The organism is Thermoanaerobaculia bacterium, assembly GCA_035260525.1.
Taxonomy (GTDB): domain Bacteria; phylum Acidobacteriota; class Thermoanaerobaculia; order UBA5066; family DATFVB01; genus DATFVB01.
This window is the reverse complement of sequence record DATFVB010000119.1, coordinates 1-14,697: the sequence shown is the minus strand read 5'-3', so window position 1 is coordinate 14,697 and position 14,697 is coordinate 1. Positions and strand designations below refer to the sequence as shown.

General features: G+C 70.4%; 12 protein-coding genes and 1 tRNA gene. 5 read left to right on the top strand and 8 right to left on the bottom strand.

What is annotated here, in order from left to right; translation table 11 throughout:
- The 3 genes from VKH46_05820 to VKH46_05810 form a co-directional block, all read right to left on the bottom strand.
- The coding region (locus VKH46_05820; GenBank protein HKB70342.1) for a hypothetical protein at positions 1–527 on the bottom strand (527 nt) is incomplete at its 3' end.
- On the bottom strand, positions 524–1,210 hold the full coding sequence (gene pxpB / locus VKH46_05815) for a 5-oxoprolinase subunit PxpB (GenBank protein HKB70341.1): 687 nt from the start codon (positions 1,208–1,210) through the stop codon (positions 524–526). The genes VKH46_05820 and pxpB, both read right to left, overlap by 4 nt.
- A gap of 60 nt (positions 1,211–1,270) precedes the next feature.
- The gene (locus VKH46_05810; GenBank protein ID HKB70340.1) at positions 1,271–1,918 is read right to left on the bottom strand and encodes a hypothetical protein; all 648 of its coding nucleotides are present in this window, start codon (positions 1,916–1,918) and stop codon (positions 1,271–1,273) included.
- A 43-nt stretch (positions 1,919–1,961) separates the two neighbouring features.
- Between VKH46_05810 and VKH46_05805 the strand changes: the two genes are divergently transcribed.
- Complete coding sequence (locus VKH46_05805) at positions 1,962–4,148, top strand: FdhF/YdeP family oxidoreductase (protein HKB70339.1); 2,187 nt, start codon at positions 1,962–1,964, stop codon at positions 4,146–4,148.
- Positions 4,149–4,305: 157 nt separating this feature from the next.
- A complete protein-coding gene (locus VKH46_05800) occupies positions 4,306–4,866 on the top strand; it encodes a cytochrome c (GenBank protein ID HKB70338.1) in 561 nt (186 codons plus the stop codon).
- A 234-nt stretch (positions 4,867–5,100) separates the two neighbouring features.
- Here VKH46_05800 and VKH46_05795 read toward each other — a convergent pair whose 3' ends face one another.
- The gene (locus tag VKH46_05795; GenBank protein ID HKB70337.1) at positions 5,101–5,463 is read right to left on the bottom strand and encodes a response regulator; all 363 of its coding nucleotides are present in this window, start codon (positions 5,461–5,463) and stop codon (positions 5,101–5,103) included.
- A gap of 201 nt (positions 5,464–5,664) precedes the next feature.
- Here VKH46_05795 and VKH46_05790 point away from each other — a divergent pair, with 201 nt between their 5' ends.
- The gene (locus VKH46_05790) at positions 5,665–5,910 is read left to right on the top strand and encodes a hypothetical protein (protein HKB70336.1); all 246 of its coding nucleotides are present in this window, start codon (positions 5,665–5,667) and stop codon (positions 5,908–5,910) included.
- Between the two features lie 505 nt (positions 5,911–6,415).
- Here the strand turns inward: VKH46_05790 and VKH46_05785 are convergent.
- Positions 6,416–6,491 (bottom strand) — tRNA-Phe (locus tag VKH46_05785).
- A 132-nt stretch (positions 6,492–6,623) separates the two neighbouring features.
- Here VKH46_05785 and VKH46_05780 point away from each other — a divergent pair.
- Together VKH46_05780 and VKH46_05775 are read left to right on the top strand one after the other, a co-directional pair.
- Positions 6,624–7,553 (top strand): tetratricopeptide repeat protein, encoded by a 930-nt coding sequence (locus tag VKH46_05780; protein HKB70335.1) that lies wholly within the window; start codon positions 6,624–6,626, stop codon positions 7,551–7,553.
- Positions 7,550–9,283: a cytochrome c biogenesis protein CcdA gene (locus VKH46_05775; protein ID HKB70334.1), complete on the top strand. Its 1,734-nt coding sequence runs from the start codon at positions 7,550–7,552 to the stop codon at positions 9,281–9,283. The genes VKH46_05780 and VKH46_05775 overlap by 4 nt, the downstream gene beginning before the upstream one ends.
- Before the next feature lie 279 nt (positions 9,284–9,562).
- Here VKH46_05775 and VKH46_05770 read toward each other — a convergent pair whose 3' ends face one another.
- The 3 genes from VKH46_05770 to VKH46_05760 form a co-directional block, all read right to left on the bottom strand.
- Positions 9,563–10,540, bottom strand: a complete 978-nt coding sequence (locus tag VKH46_05770; protein ID HKB70333.1) for a putative sulfate exporter family transporter — start codon at positions 10,538–10,540, stop codon at positions 9,563–9,565.
- 18 nt (positions 10,541–10,558) lie between these two features.
- Positions 10,559–11,137, bottom strand: a complete 579-nt coding sequence (locus tag VKH46_05765) for a hypothetical protein (protein ID HKB70332.1) — start codon at positions 11,135–11,137, stop codon at positions 10,559–10,561.
- Positions 11,138–11,232: 95 nt separating this feature from the next.
- Entirely contained in the window at positions 11,233–14,634 is a 3,402-nt protein-coding gene (locus VKH46_05760; protein HKB70331.1) for a fibronectin type III domain-containing protein, read from the bottom strand.
- Positions 14,635–14,697 lie beyond the last annotated feature (63 nt).

The following is a 14,697-nucleotide window of genomic DNA, read 5'->3' as shown; positions in this document are numbered from 1 at the left end:
CCCGTCGGGAAGGAAAGAGCGCCGGCGACGGGCAGGACGCGTCCCGGCGGCGCCGCCGCGTCTCCCCCCGGAAGAAGGTCGCCGGCCGCGAGCTTGCGAGCCGCGAGCCCGTCGAACGCGGACGACGCCAGAGTGGACCGGCTGCCGAGGACGGGCGGGACGCCGACTCCCCCGCTCACGGCGACGTAAACGCGCAGCCCTTCGCGCGCCGGTCCGACGACGAGCCGGTCTCCCGCCCGCAGCGCGATCGTGCGCGTTCGATCGGCCGCGACGCCGTTCACCGACACTTCCGCGGACGCTCCCGCGACCCCGACGCCGACCGCGCGCTGCGCCTCGAGCTCGATCGATCCGAGGGCCGCTTCGAGCAGGGCGGCTCCGGCCGGGTTTCCCGCCAGCCAGTTCGCGGCGGCGGCCGAGAACGGATCGGCGAAGCCCGACGCCGGAACCCCCCACCGCGTCGCGCCGCGGCGTCCCGCGTCCTGCACGGTCGTGAAGAAGCCGGGGCGAACGACCCGAAAGGCGTTCACGCGCGGCGCCCCCGGGCGGCGGCGAGCACCGGAAATCTCCATTCCTCGACCGCGATGAATCGGACGAGGTCGCCCGGCGCGAGCACCGCCGGAGGGTCGCGGCGAAATTCGAAGAGCGCCGCGGGAGACCGTCCGATGAGCCGCCACCCGCCCGGGCCGGATTCCGGATAGATCCCCGTGTAGGGACCGCCGATCGCGACCGAGCCCCAGGGGACGTGGACGCGGGGCACCGCGAGGCGCGGGCTCGCGAGCGCTTCCGGGAGCCCCGCCAGGTACGCGAAGCCCGGCGAGAAACCGAGGAAGGCCACGCGGTACTCGGCGGCGGAATGGATTTCCGCGAACGCGGCCGCCGAGATTCCGCGCTCCGCCGCGAGCTCTTCGAGGTCGACTCCGGCCGCGCCTCCGTAGCAGACCGGGATCTCGTGGCGGGCCGGAGCGGCGAGCGCGGCGAAGTCGTTTTCCCACGCGGCGGCCGCACCGAGGAACGCCGACTCCTCGAAGAGCGACGGGTCGAACGCGACGAGGAGGGAGCGAGCGCCGAGCGTCCACTCCCGGGCTCCGCGCGGCGGCCGCTTCTCGAGATGCGCGACGACCGCACGCGCCTTCCGGCTCGCGAGCGGCTCCGGAATCCCGGTCCACTCGATCAGGACCGCCGCCTCGCCGACGGGACGCACGACGCGCATGGGCCGATCTTACCGGCGACGATTCGAAATCCGGGCTCGAAGGACGTTCGGGGGTCGCGCTCAGCGGGCGAGCGGAAGTTCGTGGGGGGGCGGAGGCGGGGGCGCGGTCTCGGTCGGGGGGGACTTTTCCGTCGGAGGAGAGGGTGGAGTCGCCGGCGCCGGAGGAGGCGCGGCCGGCGCGCTCGTCGCGTTCGCTTCGGGCGCGCCGCGGGGCGGCTCGGCCGTCGGAACTCCCGTCGGCGCGCTGCCGGACGGAACCTCGCTCGGCGCCGCGCCCGAATAGACCACGCTCCCGGCCGGCGGGGCGTAGGTCTTCCCGACGACATAGTCGTTGGCGCCCGCCGGATAGGGCATACCGACCCCGGGACGGTAAGCGTCGGTGTTCTGCGGCATGTTCTTTGGCCGCTCGCGCAGCGACTTCGCGATCTCGCGCTGGTTGCGCGCCGCGTCGACCGGAGAGACCTCGGCCGGCGTCTCCATCGCGCTCTCGACGCGCGGCGCTTCCGCGAGGCCGACCGAAGCGACGTCGCGCTTGCGCACGGACAGGACCGTTCCGTCCGTCGCGGTGAACACGTAGGTGCCGTTCTTCTCGACCGGCGCCTTCCTGGACCAGTAAATCACGCCCCCGTGCAGGACGATCTTGTAATCCGCCCGCAGAAGGGCGGGTGCGAGCAGGATGGCGAGGACCGCCGCCGCGACCTTCCTCATACCCCTATTCTACTCCCGGGGAGGGGCGCTTAGAATGCCTCCGATGGCCGTTCGTCCTTCCCTCTGGGCTTCGCTCTCGCCCGCCGGAGCCGGAATCGTCAAGCCGGCTCACTACCGGGAAATGGCGCGTGTCGCCTGGGAGAACCGGGATGCGCTCGGCTACGCGTGGCGCATTCTCCGCGACGGGGCGTGCGACGGCTGCGCGCTCGGCACTTCCGGGATGCGCGACTGGACGATGTCGGGGACGCATCTCTGCATGGTCCGGCTGGAGCTCCTGCGGTTGAACACGGCGCCGCCGCTCGACCCGGAAAGGCTCCGGGACGCGGCCGGCCTCGCCTCCCTTTCGGGCCGCGAGCTCCGCGCGCTCGGGCGGCTGCCCGCGCCGATGCTCCGGCGCGCGGGAGACGCCGGCTTTCGGACGGTCTCGTGGGACGAAGCCTGCGAGGCGGCGGCCGGGAAGATCCGCGCGGCGGACCCCCGGCGTGTCGCCGTCTATCTGACGTCGCGCGGGATCCTCAATGAGCACTACTACGCGGCGCAGAAGGCGGCGCGGTTCATCGGGACGAACCACGTCGACAACTCGGCGCGCCTCTGCCATGCGGCGTCGACCTCGGCGATGAAGAAGACGCTCGGATTCGGCGCGACGACCTGCAGCTATTCGGACTGGGTCGGCACGGACCTCGTCGTCTTCTTCGGAAGCAACGCCGCCAACAACCAGCCGGTCAGCATGAAGTACCTCGACAGGGCGAAACGGACGGGAACCCGGGTCGCGCTCGTGAATCCCTACGAAGAGCCCGGGATGAAGCGGTACTGGGTGCCGTCGGTCGCCGAATCCGCGCTCTTCGGGACCAGGATCGCCGACGAATGGTTCCCCGTGCGCACCGGCGGCGACCTCGCATTCCTCACGGGAGTCTTCAGGATCCTCTGCGCGGAAGGGTGGGTCGACCGCGGCTTCATCGCGCGCTCGACGGCGGGATTCGAAGAGGCGGCGGCCGCCGCCGCGAGCGTCGATTTCGAGCGCCTCGAGAAGGATTCAGGGACGACGCGGGGGGAGATGCGCCGATTCGCCGAGATGCTGCGGGACGCCAAGAACGCGGTCTTCGTCTGGTCCATGGGGCTCACCCAGCACGCGCACGGCACCCTGACGATCGAGGCCCTCGTCAACGTCGGCCTCGCCCGCCACTACGTCGGCCGGGAAAAGAACGGCCTGATGCCGATCCGGGGGCACTCGGGGGTTCAGGGCGGCGCGGAAGTCGGCTGCGTCCCCGCCGTGGGAGACGCGGCGGCCCGCCGCTTCTCGGAAGTGTGGGGATTTCCGGTGCCGGGCTTTCCCGGGCTTTCCGCCGCCGAGCAGGTCGAGGCCGCCCGGCGCGGCGAGATCGACGTCTTCTGGATCGTCGGCGGCAACTTCCTCGAGACGCTCCCGGAACCCCGCCGATCGCGGGAAGCGCTCGACGCGGTCGGCACCCGCATTCATCACGATATCGTGCTCTCGAGTCAGATGCTCGTTCCGCCGAAGGATCTCGTGGTGCTCTTTCCGGCGACCACGCGCTACGAGTCGCCGGGCGGCGGGACGGAAACTTCGACGGAGCGGCGGATCATTTTTTCCCCGGAGATCCCGGGCCCGCGCATCCCCGGCGCGCGGTCGGAGTGGGAAGTCTTCGCCGACGTCGCGCGTCGGGTTCATCCGGAGCGGGCGGGGGGGCTGCGCATCGAGAGCTCCGCGCAGCTGCGCGGCGAGATCGGCCGGGCGGTCCCGCTCTACGCCGGAATCGAGCGGCTCGCGCGAAAAGGGGATGCCTTCCAGTGGGGAGGTCCGCGGCTCTTCGCCGACGGCGTTTTCGCCACGTCCGACGGGAAGGCGCGCTTCTCGGCGGTCGCTCTGCCGGAGCACGACGACGCTCCCGGAACGTTCTCGGTCGCGACGCGCCGGGGCAAGCAGTTCAACTCGATGGTCCAGCACGAAAGGGATCCCCTCAACGGCGCCGCGCGCCGCGACGTGCTGATCGCGCCCGCAGACGCTCGGGCGCTCGGGATCGGAGGGGGGGACGCCGTACGTCTCACGTCCGCCGCGGGGACGTTCGACGGCTTCGCGAAGATCGCGCCGATCCACGAACGCGACCTGCAGGTCCACTGGCCCGAGGCGGCGGGGCTCCTGTCGGGCGGCCGGCTCGACCCACTCTCGCTCGAGCCCGACTACAACGCGACGGTCACGCTCGAAAAGCTTTGAACCGGCGCGGCGCGCCCCCTGGCGTCATGGCGCTGGCCGAGGCGGATCCGTCGAGCCGGACGGACGGGCGGCCACCGCGTTGCTGGGGGCTGCCCCGTGAGCCGGAAAACTCGTTACGATGGGGTCACCGGGGCGCCGCCCCGGGAAAGGAGATCCGATGCGCTTCCTTCTGGGACTCGTCGTCGGCGCGGTCGGGATCGTCATTGCCGGAATCGTCCTCGCGAGCACGGGCCGCATCAACGTGGCGGCGACACAGCACGGCGGATGGAACGACCGGCTCGACCACTGGCTGTTCCGGGTGTCGACCCGTTCGATCGAAAAGCACGCGCCGACGACCACGAACCCGTTCGCCGCCGACCCGGCGGCCGTACAAACGGGGCTCGCCCATTACAAGGAGAACTGCCTCGATTGTCATGGCGCGCGCGACGTCGACACCGCGGAGTTCGCGAAGGGGCTCAACCCCGGCCCCCCGATGCTCGACATGGACGACGTGCAGAAGATGTCCGATGGGCAGCTCTTCTGGGTGGTCTCCCACGGCGTCCGCGCGACGGGCATGCCGGCGTTCTCCCCGACCCACTCCCCGGAGGAGATCTGGAAGATCGTCGCGTTCGTGCGCCATCTTCCGAAGCTGACGGATGCGGAAGTGGCGAGCCTGAAGAAGGACCGCGAAGACCCGGAAGCCCACCACCACGACGCCTCGCCCCCCGCCGCGAAATAGGCGCGGGATGATCGCATCACCGAGGGGCGCCTTACGAGGACACTTCGCGATCCGAGCTCCGCGAGCGTCGCGAAGGTCGCCCCGGTCAGCGTTGGGCCCCGAAGCGGTCGAGGCTTCCTAGCCGAGCCGCGAAGGCGCATCGCGGAAAGTCTCCGCGAAGTAACCGAGCAGAGGAGGTCTGCGATGCGGGAGCCTTCGCGATCCGAGCTCCGCGAGCGTCGCGAAGGCGACGGTCTAGCAGGCTGAGGCGACCGCCGACAGCAGCGCCTCCGGCGCGACCGGCTTCGGAATGAACGCGATCGCTCCGCCCCTGAGCGCACTGTTGCGGGCCGCTTTCACGCCGGACACGACGATCACGGGGATCTTCGCGAGGTCATCATTCGCCTGCTGCGCCCTCCGGAACTGCCAGCCGTCCATGCCGGGCATCAGCATGTCCAGGAGAATCAGACACGGGCGAAGGCCCGAACCGAGGACGTCGATGGCTTCGCGGCCGTTGCGGGCCGCGATCGGCCGATATCCGTCGCCGGCCAGGATCTCGCAGATTACTTCGCGGGCATCGGCGTCATCTTCGACGACAAGAACGGTGGTGGCCGGCATTTCCCCCCCAGGCTTCGGGAATTCTGAACCATCGGCGCGGCCCCGTCCAGCCCAAAACCTCCTGCCCGCCGAAAAACGGCCTGCCGCCCGAGGGTGCCCATCGGCCGCCGAGTCGGCTCGCCGCGCCGCCCTTTCCCGCGCCGCCGCCGCTCGACGCGGGACGGGAACGAACGGGCATGAGATTTGCGACGGGGAAGACCGATGCCCGCTCTCACCGGCCAATGCAAACGGTGCCTCCGGTTCGGGGAGCTCTTCCCGGTCCGCGGCACCTACTATTGCCGCGCCTGCGGCGACGTCTTCGAAAAGCACCTGCGCGGATATCACGGCCCGGAACGCCGGCTGGGAACCGCATCGCCGCACGAGGAGCCGATCCGGCGGCGATGGTCGGACGCTCCCGCGGGCACGAGCACCCCCGAGCTCTTTTCTCCTCCCCGGCCGATCGGTTGAGATCGCTTCACTCCGCCGGCGGGACAATTTTTCGATAACGCCGCGGGCGCCGTGACGGCTACGCTCCCGCCACTGTCGTCCCGGGACTGAACTCCGGCCGGCCGTTCCCGAGCGGCCGGCCATTTTTTTCGGAGCGGGATCCTCCTACGCCCGATTGCCGAAAAACGAGCCCGGGCGCCGTGTCACGAGTCTCGCCGATCGCGATTCGAGCCCTAACGCGCAGCGCTCACGTCGGGGAGCGCGGAGGGCTGAGTCCCGAGCTCGCCTGCCGACGCCGGGCGGCGGCAACCAACGAGCGAGGGATCTTCCTCCGCGAGCGTCGCAAAACCGACGTTCTCGGGCCCCCATTCGTCCCGGCCGGGCGCCGAAGCGGTCGAGGGCACCAGCCCGAGCCGCGAGAGGCCGCATCGCGAAAAGTCTCCGCGAAGTAACCGAGCGGAGGAGGTTTGCGATGCGGGAGGTTTTGCGATCCGAGCTCCGCGAGCGTCGCAAAACCGACGTGTATTGGTGCCCAGGGACGGAATTGAACCGCCGACGCAGGGATTTTCAGTCCCTCGCTCTACCGACTGAGCTACCTGGGCAGGTCGGAGCACGCGAAAATAGCAGAGGGGTCCCGCCGCGTCAATGAAGTGCGCCGCACGTTTTCGCTATGCTTGCCATGATCGGGGAATTCCGGCCGGCGCCGGAGTGTTCTGCGCACCACGGAGGGCTGCGTGATTCGATCGAGGTTTCTCCCGGGCATCGCCGTGCTGTTCGCCGTTTGCGCGGCGGCCGCGGCCGCGGGAGCCCCCGCCCCGAAGCCGGCGCCGGCCGCTCCGAGCGCGGCGCCCGTCGTCGAGCAGGTCCCGAATACGCCCGGCAAGGCGACGTGGGAGCGGACTTACACGCAGGCGCAGGAACGCGCGGTGCGCGAGTCCAAGGTGGTCTTCGTCGAGTTCACGGAGACCGGGTGCGGGAACTGCGCGCGCATGGATGCGCTCCTGTACCCGGCCGCGAATTTCGAGATGATGCTCCTGCGCATGGTTCCGGTGAAGCTCGACCGAACGAGCCCGGAGGCGGCGCCGATCGCGGAGCGCTACGGGATCACGGAGTCGCCGGCCGCCCTGATCGTCTCGCCCGGCGGCGCTCTCGTCTTCCGGGTGAACGGTTTCGACAACGCGGGAGATTTCTACCGCCACGTCCAGCAGTCGATGACGGAATGGGACAAGCTCCACGTGAAGATGATCCACGAGCCGGAATTCCAGGACGACCCGAAGGAGGAGCTCGCGCTCGGAACGGCGCTCGCGCTCCGCTTCGATCCCGAGGAAGCCGCGCCGCGGTTCGCCCGCGCCGCCGCGTCGAAGACCGCGGATCCCGACACCCGCGACGCGGCGCGGACGTATCTCGCCTCCGCGCAGTTCAAGATGAAGCGCTTCGAGGAGGCCCGCGCGACGATCGCCGCGCTCCTCGAAACGTCGCGGAATCCGTCGATCCGTGAGCAGGGCGAGCTCTTTCGCGGCGAGATCGCGATCGCCGAGGGCCGGCGGGAAGAGGCCCGGCGCACGATCGTCGCCTTCCTCCGCGACCATCCGGAGAGCCCGCTCCGCGGGAACGCCGAACGGATGCTGACCTCGATCCCCGCGGGCGAGCCGGCCCGGCCATGAAGAAGGTGCTCGCGGCGCTCCTCCTCTTCCTTCCCGCTCTCGCGGCCGCGCAGCGCTCCGCTTCGCTCATGACGGCGGCGGCCGCCGCGGCGCCGTCGTCCGTCCTGCCCGGCGGGTCGTTCACTTTGACGATCGAGGGCGCGCTCGCGCCCGGGTGGCACGTCAACGCGCACGAGCCCTCGGAGGACTACCTGATTCCGACCGAGGCGAAGATCACGGCCCCCGCCGGCCTGACGTTTTCCGCGTTCTCGTATCCTCCCGCGCGGACCGTCAAGTTCTCCTTCTCGGAAAAGCCCCTGGCCGTGTACGCGGGCAAGTTCTCGATCACCGCGACGGGAACCGCGCCGAAGAACGCGGCGGCCGGAGCCCACGTCGTCGAGGGCGTGCTCTCGTTCCAGCCCTGCAACGACCAGCAGTGCCTCGCCCCGGCGAGCGTTCCGTTCCGCGCGTCGGTGACCGTCTCGGCAACGGCTGCCGGCGCCGCGTCCTTCTCCGCCGGCACGCCGGCGGGAGCGGGAGCCGGGGCCGCCCCGTCCGGCGACTTCGGCGCGATGCTCTCGCAGCGAGGGTGGCTGGTCGGTTTCCTCGTCCTCTTCCTCGGCGGCCTGGCGCTCAATCTGACGCCGTGCGTCTATCCGATCATCCCGATCACGATCGGTTTTTTCGGCGGCCAGTCGCGCGGGAAGACCGGAAGGCCGGTCGGACTCGCGGCCGCGTACGTGCTCGGGATGGCGTTCACGTACTCGACGCTCGGCGTCGTCGCCGCCCTCTCGGGAAAGCTCTTCGGGTCCGCGCTCCAGTCGCCCTGGGTGCTCGGCGGGATCGCCGCGGTGCTCGTCGCGCTCTCGCTGTCGATGTTCGGCCTCTACGACATCAACCCGCCGCGGTTCGTGATGGACCGCGCCGGCGCGAAAACGGGTTTCGGGGGCGCGTTCGGGATGGGCCTCCTCGTCGGCGTGGTCGCGGCGCCGTGTCTGGGGCCGTTCGTCCTCGGCCTGCTCACGTTCGTCGCGGCGCGGCGCGACCCGGTTCTCGGCTTCCTGATGTTCTTCGTCCTCTCGATCGGTCTCGGTCTCCCGTACCTCTTCCTCGCGTCGTTCTCCGGAGCGATCACCAAGCTTCCGCGCGCGGGCGCGTGGATGGTCGAGGTCAAGAAGGTATTCGGGTTCGTGCTGCTCGCGATGGCCGCGTACTTCGGCAAGTTCCTCGTCCCGGAGCCCGCCCGGCGATGGATCGTGCCGGCCGTGCTCGTCGTGGGCGCCCTGTACCTCTTGTTCGCCGCGCTCCGGTCCCAGGCGCCGCCGATGGCGCGCGCGGCGGTGAGCGGAGCGGCGATCGTCTTCCTCGGCGCCGCCGGCTGGTTCGCGCGGCCCCAGGGCGGGCAGCCGCTTCCCTTCGCCCCGTACGACGCGGCGCGGGTCGCCGGCGCGGCGCGTCCGGTGATGATCGACTTCTCCGCCGACTGGTGCGCGCCGTGCCACGAGCTCGAGGACGAGACCTTCGCGGACCCGCGGGTTCGCCGGGCGCTGTCCGGGACGGCGCTCTTCAAGGCCGACATGACCCGGCAGGACTCGCCGGAGGCGATCGCGCTCTCGACGAAGTTCAACGTCCAGGGGATGCCGACCGTGATCTTCCTGGACGCGAGCGGCCGCGAGATCCCCGGATCGCGGCTCGTCGGCTTCGAGCCGCCGGCGCGGTTCCTGCAGCGCCTCTCGAAGATCTCCTCGTAGAGGCCAGCCTCCGATACATCGAGCCGGACGGGCGCGTGCCGCCGCGCCGCCCTGCGACATGCGCCCCGGTATGCCTCGGGACGTCGCGGGCGAACCGCATCCCATCGGGCTCGCGTCTCGGAGCGCCTCGAAGTCGCCCGCAAGCTCAACGGATCGTCTTCGGGAAGGCCTCCGGGGCCCGTGGATGCGCATCTCGCTCGCGTCCGGCCGCGTCTTCGGCGGCGAACTCAGGTGAGATCGGAGGAGAAATCCGCCGGGACCAGCCGGCGGATCCTCGTCTCAACCGCTCCGCATCACGACCAGCAGCGACCCGGCCGCGATCGCGATCCAGAGAATGATCCCCTGAGCGAGGGCGCGCCATCCGACCGCGCGGAGCGCCCGGCGCGAGAGACCCGCTCCGATCAGGAAGAGCGTGATCGTCATGCCGACGCGCGCGACCGAGGCGATCCGGGCGCTCTCCGCCGCGACCGGGGCCGAGAAGCTGCGCACGAGCGACGCCGCCACGAAGAGACCGATGAACCAGGGGATCGGGACCCGGGCGCGGCGCGCCGACGGATCGCGGCGGCGATGGAGCCAGGCGGCCGCGAGCGTGAGCGGGACGATCCAGAGAGCGCGCGAGAGCTTCACCGCGGTCGCCCGCTGCAGCGCGGCGAGACCGTAGACGGAGCTCGCGCCGACGACCGACGAGATGTCGTGGATCGCTACGCCCGCCCAGGTGCCGAACTGCGCCTGCGTGAGGTGGAAGAAATGGCCGAGCGGCGGGAAGAGATAGAGCGCCGCGCCGTTCAGGAGAAAGACCGTCCCGATCGCGACGCTCATCTCGCTTTCCGCGGCGCCCACCACCGAGCCGACCGCCGCGATCGCCGATCCGCCGCAGATCGCGGTCCCCGCCGAGATCAGGAGCGACGTCGTCCGCTCGACCGCGAGAACCCGCCGGACGAGCGCGCCGAGCGCGAGGGTGGCGCCGATCGTCGCCGCCGCGAAGAGCATCCCGCTCGCGCCCGCGCGCAGGACCGTCGGAAGGTCCATGCTGAACCCGAGGAGCACGACCGAGATCTGGAGGAGCGAGCGGGCCGCCTTTCGCGAGAGGGCCGGGGCCGGGTTCTCGAGAGCGAGCGCGAGCGCCGCCCCGAGCCCGAGCGCGAGCGGCGGAGACGCCCAGGGGGTGAGACAGAAGAGAAGAAGGACCGCCGCGGCGACCCAGGCCGCCCGGCGCCGGCCGGAGCTCTTCTCGATTTCCGAATCCGGCGCGGGCATCGCGCCCGCGACGCTACCTCAAATCGCGCCCGCGCGCTTCCGCTGCGCCGGCGGCGACGGCCGGGCCTTCTCCTTCGTCCTCTTCGCGGCGCGGATCGACTCCACGGCGCGCGACGCGATCGCGCGAGCTCGGTCGCGCTTCTCGTCGGACGATCCCGGTCCGCCGACGCTCACGCGGAGGAACGAATCGCCGGCGAGGACGTAGAGCGCGCCGCTCGCGGGGTTGGCCAGCCAGAACGCCTCGTCCCCCACCCCGGCGACGGCCGCGGGCGGCGTCTTCGGCCGCTCCGTTTCCGCCTCGTGCTCGCGGCTCTCTCCATGCTCGGCGGCGTCGTGGAAGATCGCGTTCCAGCGCCGGCGAGCTCCACCGGCGGTCGAATCGCCGATCCATTCGAGGCTGACCGAGCGCGGGAACGGATCCATCTCGTAGAAGCATCCCCGCCGTTCGACGAGGGCGCCTTTCGAGCGGCTCTCCTTCTGCGAGACGACTCTGGCGCCCTGCGTGGCGGCGACCGCCTCGGAGGCGACGAGCGCGCAGGGGCCGGAAGCCGGCGAAGACGCGGCGAGCAGCGCCGCGGCGAGCAGCAGGACCGGCATGAATCCTCCTCTTCCCGGCGCGGCCTCTTGCGAGAGCCGCGCGAAATGCGGGCGCCGCACGGATGCGGCGCCCGCGACTGAAGTCTACCGAACGGCTACCGGGAAACGTACGGCGTCGTCGCCGTCCATACCGAGACCGGACCGGCGCTCAGGTTCACCGTCTGGACGAGATACGTCCCCGGCGACGCCGGCGCCTCGATCACCGCGGGCCCGGAAGAGTTGCTCGCGCTCGCGAGGACCGTCCCCGCCGAGTTCATCAGGACGAGCTTTATCGGCGCGGAAGCGTCGGCCGCGAGCGCGACCGCCGTCGTGTTCGCCGGCAGCGAGACCGTGTTGACCAGCTGCTGGGCCGCCGAGAGCGTGCCCGTGCCGTTGGCCGTCGTTCCCGGACCGGCCGAAGGCTGACTCGAGGACGACGCCGAAGCGAGGCAGAAGCCGTCGACGTACGCCGGACCGGAGATCGCGCGGAGCTCGAACGTGTGCGGGCCCGCGGCGAGGCCGTCGAACGTCAGCGATGCGCCGAACCGGGGATTCCGAACGTCCCCCTGCGGCCCGGCGAAGCTCACCGTTCCTCTGGCGACGCCGTCGATCCAGAGCTGCGCCGACCCTCCCTTCGTGCTCGTGGCGTAGTAGTACGCGAGCGTTCCGGTCGCTCCCGACGGCACCTGGAACGAGAGGCTCACGCCGTCGTTCGGTTTGCTTCCGAGATGGAGCCGGTAGTGCCCGGCGGAGGCGCCGGAGGCCGACTCGAGGTGCCAGCCGTTCGAGTACGCGATCCGCGCGTCGTCGTCCTCCAGGCACGTCGTCGTGACCTTCGGAGCGCACGCGCCGTTTCCGACGACCCCGTAAGTGGCGAGCGGCGTCGAGTCGAGAGCCGTCGTCGACCGGAACGTCTGCTCCGCGCTGTCGTACGGGAAGACCCGGCCGTAGAGTCCGCCGAGGAGGTCGCCGGGGTTCGGATCGCCGATCTGCACCCGGGGAACCGTGATCCGGATCGTCCCGTCGGGGAAGTACCGCCCCTCGACCGGTCCGATCGGGTTCGGCACCGGGTTGGCGAGCACGAGACCGATCGTTCCGAGGCTCACGGTTCCGTACTCGAAGCTCACGGCCCCGCTGTCATCCGTGTTCATACCCACGTAGTAGATGCCGTCGAACGGGAAGTTCGGGATCGGCGGCGGAACCGGGTAGTTCCAGACGATTCGCCACGCCCGCCCCGGCACGAGCGTCGAGAGGTCCGCGACCTTCATCGTGAAGACGAGGTTCTGCGCGCCGGAGGGATCGTACGGTTCGGCGATCGAGACCGACTCGATGTCGACGTCGGTGTTCGCCAGCGGTCCGCCCGCCTGGTCGCCGCTCGCATCGGCGACGACGCGGACGCCCGGAAGCGCGCATGGTGTGCCCACGACGTCGGTCAAGGGGACCTCGCTCGCGGCGAGCCCGCAAGCGGAGCTTTCGCCGACTCCGTTGTCCGTCGCGACGCTGTAGAAGTATTTGACGCCCGGAGTCGCGGTCCGGTCGAGATATTTTTGTGCGGTCGTCGTCGCGAGGAGCGTCGGCTGCGCCGCGGCGTCGGCGCGGCGGTACACCTTGTAGCCGGTGATCGGCGATCCGCCGCTGTCGGGCTCGGTCCATTCCACGTGGACGCCGGCGGCGTCGCGGGTCGCGGTGACCATGGGATTCCCGGGCGCCACCGGCTCCGCGGGATCGAACTGGCGGAAGAGGCGCTTGCCGCCCGACTGGAGCGCGATGGACGCGAGCGCGGTGAACGCGTTGCCGGTCGCGGAGAACGGAGAATCGACGCACGGGCCCGTGCAGCCGTCGGCGTAGCCCACCGCGACGCGGCCTTCCTTGTCGACCGTGGCATCGTTGAAGTCGAGGAGATTTCGACAGGTCACCGCCCCGCCGCCCAGCCAGATGCAGCCGCGCTGGACCGGGTCGTCCGGCGTCGCGTCGACGGTCGTCCACGTCTGCCCGCCGTCGTACGTGTGGGCGACGTAGAGGTGCCAGATTCCGCGGAAGCTCTGGCTCTGGAAGTCGCCGCCGGCCGGCGTGCCGAGGAAGGCGTCCGCCGCGCGGTCGTCGTCTCCGGCGATGACGGCCGGGAAGGCGGTGTTCCGGATCGCGAAGGAGGCGCCCACGTCCTGGCTCGGGAACCAGGAGATCCCGGCAGCGGTGCGGTGCCCGACCGCGATCATCGAATGTCCGTTGCTCGCCTGGTAGGCGAAGTAGATCGATCCGTTCGCGCCGATTCCGATCGACGGGTCGGAATCGCCGCCGGTGCTGTCCGGGACCGTCGAGACCGTCCAGGTGGCGCCGTTGTCGGTCGAGAAGACCGCCGCCTGCGGGCCGTTGCAGTTCTTGTTCGGAACGTAGGCCGTTCCGTCCGGAGCGACCTTCACGTGGCCGTGCAGACCGCCGCAGTCCGTCAGCTCGTAGATCGGAACCGCCGGTCCGAAGGTCGCGCCCCCGTCGGCGGAAACGGCGCACAGCGCCGCGGCGATGTCCTGCGAGCAGTAGTACACCGCATCGGGATACACGGCGCCGTTCGGGTCGCGCGTCAGCGGCGGCGCGAAGGGACCTCCGCCGATCGTCTCGTGGTCGATCCCGGAAGTGATCGAGCTCCCCTGGCTCGCGATCCAGAGGCCGCCGTCATCGTCGGAAAACGCGCCCTCGTTGCGGCCCGTCAGGAGCAGCAGCATTCCTTCCCAGGTCCGCCCGGTCCGCGGATCCGTGAAGAGAATCGGGTCGGAGTCCTCCTGCGACGTGAGGGAGGACTTGTTCTCCCAGAGCGACTTCGCAAACGACGGACAGGACCGGTCGACGCCGACGCGCAACGTCTGGACGTCGGACTGGAACATGAAATTCCCGCTCTTCCAGTTCGCGCCGATCGAGGGCTCGCCGGCGTTCGACCCGAGGCCGCTCCCCGGAGCCGGCGTGTAGCTCTGGTAACGCGGCACGCCGGGGACCGGCGGCGGCGACGGAAGCGGAGGAGGAGTCGAATTGACCGTCAGAGTGATCGTTCCCGTGAACGTATCGCCCCCGGCCCCGTGGTTGACCGCGTACGGCACCACGAGCACGGTGTAGTCCGTGTCCACGCGCGGGATCACCGAGAAGCTCGCGACCTCGGGATCGGCGGAGGAGGCCGCCTGGGCGACCTCGTTGCCGTTGGCGTCGAGGATCGTCATGTCGAAGTCGGAAGAGGCGTCGGCCCAGCCGATCGAAACGGTCGCGACGTAGGACGTCCCGTCGGTCGGCGGAATCGACACCTTCAACGCATACTGGTCGCACGGAAGCACGTCTCCGGCGCACGTGGGCGTGACGCCGCCGGCGGGCGCCGAATCGTTGTCGTAGTCGAACGGACCGGCCGTGTACGTCAAAGTCGTGCTCGTCGGCGACAACGTCCCCGATGACGGTGTGGCCGCCAACGCCGCCGTCGAGAGAAGCCCGGCAGCCAGAAAGATCGCCAGGGTCCGGTTGGCGCCCGAATTCGTCTGCATGTGTTCCCTCCCCTTTCGGGGCCGATGGAATGCAACAATGGTACCACTACTACCATTGCGAAT

Excerpts from the sequence above, each read along its gene's own strand:
- VKH46_05790 (HKB70336.1), top strand. The coding sequence starts at position 5,665 with ATGCCCGCTCTCACCGGCCAATGCAAACGGTGCCTCCGGTTCGGGGAG.
- pxpB (HKB70341.1), bottom strand. The coding sequence starts at position 1,210 with ATGCGCGTCGTGCGTCCCGTCGGCGAGGCGGCGGTCCTGATCGAGTGG.
- VKH46_05800 (HKB70338.1), top strand. The coding sequence starts at position 4,306 with ATGCGCTTCCTTCTGGGACTCGTCGTCGGCGCGGTCGGGATCGTCATT.
- VKH46_05775 (HKB70334.1), top strand. The coding sequence starts at position 7,550 with ATGAAGAAGGTGCTCGCGGCGCTCCTCCTCTTCCTTCCCGCTCTCGCG.
- VKH46_05770 (HKB70333.1), bottom strand. The coding sequence starts at position 10,540 with ATGCCCGCGCCGGATTCGGAAATCGAGAAGAGCTCCGGCCGGCGCCGG.
- VKH46_05795 (HKB70337.1), bottom strand. The coding sequence starts at position 5,463 with ATGCCGGCCACCACCGTTCTTGTCGTCGAAGATGACGCCGATGCCCGC.
- VKH46_05765 (HKB70332.1), bottom strand. The coding sequence starts at position 11,137 with ATGCCGGTCCTGCTGCTCGCCGCGGCGCTGCTCGCCGCGTCTTCGCCG.
- VKH46_05810 (HKB70340.1), bottom strand. The coding sequence starts at position 1,918 with ATGAGGAAGGTCGCGGCGGCGGTCCTCGCCATCCTGCTCGCACCCGCC.
- VKH46_05805 (HKB70339.1), top strand. The coding sequence starts at position 1,962 with ATGGCCGTTCGTCCTTCCCTCTGGGCTTCGCTCTCGCCCGCCGGAGCC.
- VKH46_05760 (HKB70331.1), bottom strand. The coding sequence starts at position 14,634 with ATGCAGACGAATTCGGGCGCCAACCGGACCCTGGCGATCTTTCTGGCT.